8 protein-coding genes are annotated in these 7,375 nt (G+C 33.8%); 3 read left to right on the forward strand and 5 right to left on the reverse strand.

What is annotated here, in order from left to right:
- The 3 genes from VFS71_RS01795 to VFS71_RS01805 all read left to right on the forward strand — a co-directional run.
- Window positions 1–547, forward strand: a 547-nt coding sequence (locus VFS71_RS01795) for a PhoH family protein (protein ID WP_326399013.1), incomplete at its 5' end; no start/stop codon positions are given.
- Between the two features lie 254 nt (window positions 548–801).
- On the forward strand, window positions 802–1,626 hold the full coding sequence (locus VFS71_RS01800) for a Cof-type HAD-IIB family hydrolase (RefSeq protein WP_326399014.1): 825 nt from the start codon (window positions 802–804) through the stop codon (window positions 1,624–1,626).
- 146 nt (window positions 1,627–1,772) lie between these two features.
- Window positions 1,773–2,726 carry a phosphoribosylaminoimidazolesuccinocarboxamide synthase gene (locus VFS71_RS01805; RefSeq protein WP_310006941.1) on the forward strand — a complete coding sequence of 318 codons (954 nt, stop codon included), beginning with the start codon at window positions 1,773–1,775 and terminating at the stop codon, window positions 2,724–2,726.
- A gap of 275 nt (window positions 2,727–3,001) precedes the next feature.
- On the opposite strand, the gene VFS71_RS01810 is transcribed toward VFS71_RS01805, so the two are convergent.
- From VFS71_RS01810 to VFS71_RS01830, 5 genes are all read right to left on the reverse strand, one after another.
- A complete protein-coding gene (locus VFS71_RS01810; RefSeq protein ID WP_326399015.1) occupies window positions 3,002–3,376 on the reverse strand; it encodes a DUF4258 domain-containing protein in 375 nt (124 codons plus the stop codon).
- 126 nt (window positions 3,377–3,502) lie between these two features.
- A complete protein-coding gene (locus VFS71_RS01815) occupies window positions 3,503–4,696 on the reverse strand; it encodes an alanine dehydrogenase (RefSeq protein ID WP_326399017.1) in 1,194 nt (397 codons plus the stop codon).
- A 279-nt stretch (window positions 4,697–4,975) separates the two neighbouring features.
- Window positions 4,976–5,452 (reverse strand): GNAT family N-acetyltransferase, encoded by a 477-nt coding sequence (locus tag VFS71_RS01820; protein WP_326399018.1) that lies wholly within the window; start codon window positions 5,450–5,452, stop codon window positions 4,976–4,978.
- Between the two features lie 7 nt (window positions 5,453–5,459).
- Window positions 5,460–5,867 carry a tRNA (adenosine(37)-N6)-threonylcarbamoyltransferase complex ATPase subunit type 1 TsaE gene (gene tsaE / locus VFS71_RS01825; protein ID WP_326399020.1) on the reverse strand — a complete coding sequence of 136 codons (408 nt, stop codon included), beginning with the start codon at window positions 5,865–5,867 and terminating at the stop codon, window positions 5,460–5,462.
- A 47-nt stretch (window positions 5,868–5,914) separates the two neighbouring features.
- Window positions 5,915–7,375 (reverse strand): PglZ domain-containing protein (locus VFS71_RS01830; RefSeq protein WP_326399022.1); only part of this gene is annotated, 1,461 nt, incomplete at its 5' end.

Raw genomic sequence — 7,375 nt, forward strand, 5'->3', positions numbered from 1 at the left:
AAAAACCTACACAGGTGTAGCCATGGCTGTAAAAGCTCTAAAAGAAAAACAAGTCAAACGTATTATTCTGACCCGACCTGCAGTGGAAGCTGGCGAGAATTTAGGTTTTCTTCCTGGAGATATGAAAGAAAAGCTGGATCCTTATATGCAACCTTTATACGATGCGTTGCGAGACATGTTGCCTAATGAAAAATTGGAAGATTATATCTTAAAAGGAATTATTCAAATAGCACCTTTGGCTTTCATGCGTGGACGAACTTTAGATCATGCTTTTGTAATTTTGGACGAAGCACAAAATACGACGCATTCGCAAATGAAAATGTTCTTGACTCGTATGGGGAAAAGTGCCAAGTTTATGATTACTGGTGATCCCGGTCAAGTAGATTTACCCCGAAGAACAATTTCTGGACTTAAAGAAGCTATATTGGTTTTAAAAGATGTTGACGGAATTGGTATTATTTATTTGGATGATAAAGATATTGTGCGTCATCGATTGGTGAAAAAAGTGATTGATGCTTATAAACAAATTGAAAACAATGATTATTAAGTTAGAGTACTTATAAGTATCAAGATTTAATGATAAAAACAATTATAAAAATAGAAAGGAGAAGCTCAATTACAGAGTTTCTCCTTTTTCTTTGTAAAATAAAGAAGATTCTTAGTTCTGCATTTGATTTCCCAATTAAAGTTAACATATCGATATAATTAAGTTAAAAGCGGTTTATATATGGGTAACTTTTTGGGTATCTTCTTGAAATGCAATAAATTTGGAATATGTTAAAAATGAAAATGAAATTTAAAATGTCGAAACAAAAAATTAAAGTAGTAATTAGCGATTTAGACGGAACATTACTCAACTCAGACCATACAATATCAGCCTATACCAAATCTGTATTTCAAGAACTGCATGAACAAAACTATTTAATTATTGTGGCAACAGGGCGTCATCACATGGATGCGATGGCAATAATTAGCAGTTTGGAACTTCCTATTTATTTGGTAACTTCAAATGGGGCAAGAATCCATTCGCCAAAAAAAGAGCTTTTGTATTCTTTTAATTTAAAAGGAGATGCGGTCAAATCGATTTTATCATTGGATATAGACCCAGAGATTACCACAGTTTTATTCAAGGAGAAAGTTTGGCAAACCTCAAAAACGAATAAAAAACTGAATGCTTTTCAGAAAGACTTGGCTTACCCGCCAGAAGTAGTGGATTTTTCAGCATTGGATGATTATAGTGCCATAAAAATATTTTTTACCCATGATGACCATCAGAAATTAGTTGATTTAAGAGACAAAATTCTTGAAGATCATTCGGATGAGTTTAGTCATGCTTTTAGTTTGCCTATTTGTTTAGAGTTTATGGATAAATCGGTGGATAAAAGTGTTGCAATTGCTAAGATTCTTGAAAAAGAAGGTTATTCTTTTGAGGAAGCCATTTCTTTTGGTGATGGTTTTAATGATGAGAAAATGTTAGATGCTGCAGGAATTGGATTAATTATGGGTAACGCACCAGAAAATTTAAAAAGTAAATTGTCTCATTTAGAAGTGATTTCAACCAATAATGAAGATGGTGTTGCCAAGTATTTAACCGAAATTTTAGAAGGATTAAGTGTTTCATCTTAAGTTAGGGTTTTAAGTAGATAATTAGCTTCTGTTAAAGCATAGAGAAAAGGCCTTTTGCCATGTAAATAGAACTTTTTGTTTTCCTTGCGTTCTCTATTAATTAGTTTTAAATTTGCATCCATAAAAATAACAACAACACACTACTAATGAGCAATACAATTACCACTACCAATTTTAATTTTCCGAATCAAAAATCAGTGTATCGCGGAAAAGTAAGGGAAGTTTACAATATAAATGACGATTTACTTGTAATGATAGCTACTGATAGACTATCTGCATTTGATGTAGTTTTGCCAAAAGGAATTCCATACAAAGGACAAATTTTGAATCAAATTGCTACAAAATTCATGGAATTGACTCAAGATATTGTACCAAACTGGTTAATTGCCACTCCAGACCCAAGTGTTGCTGTTGGTCATTTATGTGAGCCTTTCAAAGTTGAAATGGTTATTCGTGGATATGTTTCAGGACATGCTGCACGTGAATATGCTCTTGGTAAAAGACAAATTTGCGGAGTGACAATGGCTGAAGGCTTAAAAGAGAATGACAAGTTTCCAGAACCGATTATCACACCTACAACAAAAGCGGATAATGGAGAACACGATGCCGATATTTCAAGAGAAGATATCCTTGCGAAAGGAATCGTTACTGAAGAAGATTATTTGGTGTTAGAAAAATATACTCGTGCTTTATTTCAAAGAGGTACTGAAATCGCTGCAAGTCGTGGTTTGATTTTGGTGGATACTAAATACGAATTCGGGAAAACCAAAGACGGAGTTATTGTATTGATTGATGAAATTCACACTCCAGATTCTTCTCGTTATTTCTATTCTGAAGGATATCAAGAAAGACAAGACAAAGGCGAAGAACAAAAGCAATTATCAAAAGAATTCGTGAGACGTTGGTTGATTCAAAATGGATTCCAAGGTTTGGAAGGACAACAAATTCCAAATATGACTGATGAATATATTGAAACAGTTTCGGATAGATATATTGAGTTATATGAAAATATTCTTGGTGAGAAGTTTGTAAAAGCTGATATTTCGAATATTAATGAAAGAATTGAGAAAAACGTTTTGGCATATTTGGCACAAAGATAATTAGAGTCAAATCGCTAAATAGCGATAAATATAAAACCATAATTCATTAATTTGAGTTATGGTTTTTTTATGAATAAAAGTTTTATTGAAGTTATTCTCCAAAAATCCCAATGACCACTCTTTAGCCCTGATGGAAACGGCATCCCATCTCGTTTTTTCTACGAGATGGGATATAGTGGACAGCAGGAACGATGTTTCTTGATAAAGCCTATTGATTCGCTCCTAACTATTTTTTGGATAAAAAAAAACTCTTCGAAAGGAAGAGTTTGATATGCTTATTTTTTATTGATGTCTTCTAAGACTGCTTTGTTCTCGTAATTAATCACTTTGATTATGATTTGTTGATTTTTTCTTGTTTTGCCTTCAATAACATATAGTTTTCCTTTTTTGTAAGGAACATTACTTTGGTCAAAATCGACGTCTCCAAGTTTAAGTGTATTTTTAATATCGGTGGTGTCAATCCATTTTTGGGATAAAATAAGGGAAGCTTTATCGGAATAGAAAAAAGGTTTAGTGCTTAAATCTTTCAAAACCCTTGCATTTGGGAAATAATTGCAACGGGTGTCTTTTCCGCTGAATATAGCAGCGACTACAAATAAACCCATTATCAAACCTACTAGATAGTAAGCAAAACGTTGTATGAAATTCATATTTAATATTTATTGTTTTTTATTGGTAATATGTAATTTGCATGGTTACTGTCGGTGTTAACAACCTATTGAAATTTATGCTCATTTCATATTTTAATTTTTGCGCAAAGGTAGGGCAAAGTTTAGTTAAAAAACAATTAAATTAATGTCGTTATCCGGTAAATCAAACCAATCGCCAATGGCTTTGTTGGTAAGTATTCCATGATACAAATAAATACCGTTTTTTAGACCTGCATTACAGCGTATGGCGCTTTCGATACTGCCATCTTCCGCAATTTGCAATAGATAAGGAGTGATGATGTTACTTATGGAAAGAGAAGCTGTTTTGGAGTAACGGGAAGGAATATTGGGAACACAATAGTGCAAAACGTTATTCTTTATAAAAGTGGGTTTTTCGTGGGTTGTAACTTCGGATGTTTCAAAACATCCTCCTGTGTCAATACTGATGTCAACAATTACGGCGCCTTTTTTCATGTGTTCTACCATCGTTTCGGTTACAACAACCGGACAACGTTCCAATCCTCGCATTGCACCAATAGCAACATCACAACGTCTTAGGGCTTTAAGCAATGATTTTTGCTGAATGGTTGACGTAAAAATGCGTTGGTTTAAGTTGTTTTGTAAACGGCGTAGTTTGGTTATAGAATTGTCAAAAACTTTTACACTGGCTCCAAGTCCGAGGGCTGTTCTTGCTGCAAATTCTCCGGCAGTTCCAGCTCCAAGTATCACAACTTCTGTTGGGGCAACTCCTGTAATGTTACCAAATAATAATCCTTTTCCAAATTCATTGGTAATCATTAATTCGGCTGCAATGAGTATCGAAGCAGTTCCTGCAATTTCGCTCAATGATTTTACAGCAGGGTAGGAACCGTCTGTATCTTTTAGATATTCAAAAGCGAGCGACGTTATTTTTTTTCGAGATAAAGCCTCGAAGTATGATTTTTTTCTGGTTTTTAATTGAATGGCCGATATTAAAATGGTTTTAGGATGCATCATTTCGATTTCGGCAACTGTTGGTGGCTCGACTTTTAAAATCATTGGGCAGCCAAAAACTTTTTTGGTGTCCTGGGTAATTTCGGCACCGGCTTCACTATATTCTTTGTCACTATAACTGGAACTTACACCAGCCCCTGCTTCAATCATTACTCTATGTCCTTGATAGGTAAGGGAATTCACGGCATCAGGAGTGAGGCAAATGCGTCTTTCTTGATAACTGGTCTCTTTTGGAATTCCTATAAAAAGTTGGCTTTTATGTCTAGCTATTTCTAGTTTTTCTTCTTGAGGCAGTAATTGTTCTTTTGTGAATGGACTTAGAGACATTGATTTCTTGTAATTAGTGGTACAATTTACAAAAAAGATTCAAAGTATTATCTTTTACATGTGCCTAATTCAAGGAAATAGGAGAGTTTTAAAAATGACCGCAGATTCGCTGATTTATTTTTTGAAAGGCAGAATTTATGATTATTAAAAATTAATTTGGACTAATTCGGTTAAAACAGGATAATTTAGGCACATAATTTTCATTAAAATCTGTAAATCTGCGGTAAAAAAATATGCGCTTTCCTTGTTGTCAATTCTGATTATTTAATAATAGTGAAATTAAGATAATATTTTCTCCATTTTGATATCGGCTCTTTCATAAACACCTTCTTCAACAGGAATTTCAATAAAACCAAAACTTTCATATAAATGTATCGCAGGAAGTAATTTTCGGTTGGAATACAGAATCAATTTTTGAATTCCTTTCTCTTTTGCCTCATTCAAACAATGCTCCATTAGTTTTTTACCGATGCCTAATCCTTGATTTCCATCAGATACTGCCATTTTTGTTAATTCAAATGTGGCATCATCTATTTTTAATAAAGAAACAGTACCCACAATGTTGTTGTTGTATCGGGCATAAAAAATCATTCCGCCTTTGTCGATTATTTCACCTTGAGGATCGGATAATACTTTTTCGTCTTTGGGTTCAACCTTAAAATATTTATGAAGCCATTCTAAATTTAAGGTTTTGATTGGCTCTTTTAATTCAATTGAAAAAGGGATGATTTCGACTTTATTGGTATCTAAGCTCATTATTTAGCTACTTTAATTCTAATAAACGCTCACCATTTGGCAATAATTCGATTGCAATTACGGTATGTTGTTGCGGAATCAAATTCTCAATCTTTTCCGACCATTCAATAAAACACCAATTTCCGGAATATAAATAATCATCCACACCCATATCCAATGCTTCCGTTTCTTTGTTTAATCTATAAAAATCAAAATGATAAACCGTTTGATTGCTGTCTGTTTGATATTCATTTACCAAAGAAAACGTAGGACTGCTGGTTGCATCATTTACGCCCAATGTTTTGCAAAGCTGTTTGATTAATGTTGTTTTGCCAACACCCATATCCCCATTGAAAAGGATTACTTTATTTGGGTTTTGATCTAAAATTTGTTGAGCAACTTCTGCAAGTTGCTCTATAGAAAATGTGATAGTCATTTGTTAGTATTCTGTTGTATGTTTGATTAAATTATAACAGCATCTCCTTATTTCGGATTAAAAACCAGAAAAGGAATAATCATTTCTTCCAATGAGATTCCACCGTGCTGATAGGTGTTTTTGTAATAACTCACATAATGATTGTAGTTGTTTACATAAGCCAAAAACAAATCATTTTTTGCAAAAATATAGGAACTACTCATATTTATGGCAGGCAAACCGATATTTTTTGGCTCTTTTACCGCATAGACATCTTTATGTTCGTATGTCAAACTGCGTCCTGTTTTGTAGCGTAAATTCAAACTGGTATTTTTATCACCTACCACTTTTGATGGGTTTTTTACATTAATGGTACCGTGATCAGTAGTTAGAATTAATTTGAATCCTAGATTTTGAGCTTGTTGAATAATTTCCAGTAAAGGTGAATTTTTGAACCAACTCAACGTCAAGGAACGATATGCTTTATCATCAGAAGCCAGTTCTTTGACCACATCCATTTCGGTTTTGGCGTGCGAAAGCATATCAACAAAATTATAAACCACAGTCACAAGGTCGTTGTCTTTTAGTGATTTAAAGCTTTCGGCGAGTTTTTTTCCTCCTGCCAAATTGGTAATTTTGAAATAATCTTCTTTTAGGTCCAGTCTTAAACGCTTGATTTGAGCGGTTAGAAATTCGGCTTCATACAAGTTTTTACCTCCTTCTTCCGGGTCATTTTTCCAATACTGTGGAAATTGTTTTTCCATTTCAATAGGCAACAATCCAGAGAAAATAGCATTTCTGGCATATTGTGTTGCCGTTGGAAGTATTGAAAAATAAGGAACTTCTTTTTCCAGTTTATAGTAATTACCCACAACACTTTCAAAAGCTTTCCATTGATCGTAACGCAAATTGTCAATTACAACAAAAAGTACGGGTTTGTCTTTTTTCAGAATCTCAGGAACGACCAATTCTTTGAATAAATTATGGGATTGAATCGGTTTGTCCGCTTTTGGTGCAAACCAATCTTCATAATTACGCTCAATATATTTTCCAAATTGTGAATTGGCTTCCACTTTTTGGGATTCCAGAATTTCAATCATCCCTTGATCATTGATATTCTCCAATTCAAGTTCCCAAAAAATAAGTTTTTTGTATAATTCCACCCAGTCTTCATAGGAGTTGACCATTGCCATTTCCATAGTGATTTTTCGAAACTCCTTTTGGTAATCCAAAGTCGTTTTTTGTGAAATCAATCGGGAATGATCCAGGTTTTTCTTTAAACTCAATAAAATCTGATTTGGATTTACGGGTTTGATAAGGTAATCGGCGATTTTGGAACCAATGGCTTCTTCCATTATATATTCTTCTTCACTTTTGGTAATCATTATCATCGGAATAGAAGATTTTTTCTCCTTCATTTCAGACAATGTTTCCAAACCACTCATTCCGGGCATATTTTCGTCAAGAAAAACAATGTCAAAATTGTTTTCGTCAAAAATATCTATGGCATCACGACCATTATTGCAGGT

Source organism: Flavobacterium sp., from assembly GCF_035760125.1.
Taxonomy (GTDB): Bacteria; Bacteroidota; Bacteroidia; order Flavobacteriales; family Flavobacteriaceae; genus Flavobacterium.

Coding starts and splice junctions, on each gene's coding strand:
- VFS71_RS01800 (WP_326399014.1), top strand. CDS start 802: ATGTCGAAACAAAAAATTAAAGTAGTAATTAGCGATTTAGACGGAACA.
- VFS71_RS01805 (WP_310006941.1), top strand. CDS start 1,773: ATGAGCAATACAATTACCACTACCAATTTTAATTTTCCGAATCAAAAA.
- VFS71_RS01810 (WP_326399015.1), bottom strand. CDS start 3,376: ATGAATTTCATACAACGTTTTGCTTACTATCTAGTAGGTTTGATAATG.
- VFS71_RS01815 (WP_326399017.1), bottom strand. CDS start 4,696: ATGTCTCTAAGTCCATTCACAAAAGAACAATTACTGCCTCAAGAAGAA.
- VFS71_RS01820 (WP_326399018.1), bottom strand. CDS start 5,452: ATGAGCTTAGATACCAATAAAGTCGAAATCATCCCTTTTTCAATTGAA.
- tsaE (WP_326399020.1), bottom strand. CDS start 5,867: ATGACTATCACATTTTCTATAGAGCAACTTGCAGAAGTTGCTCAACAA.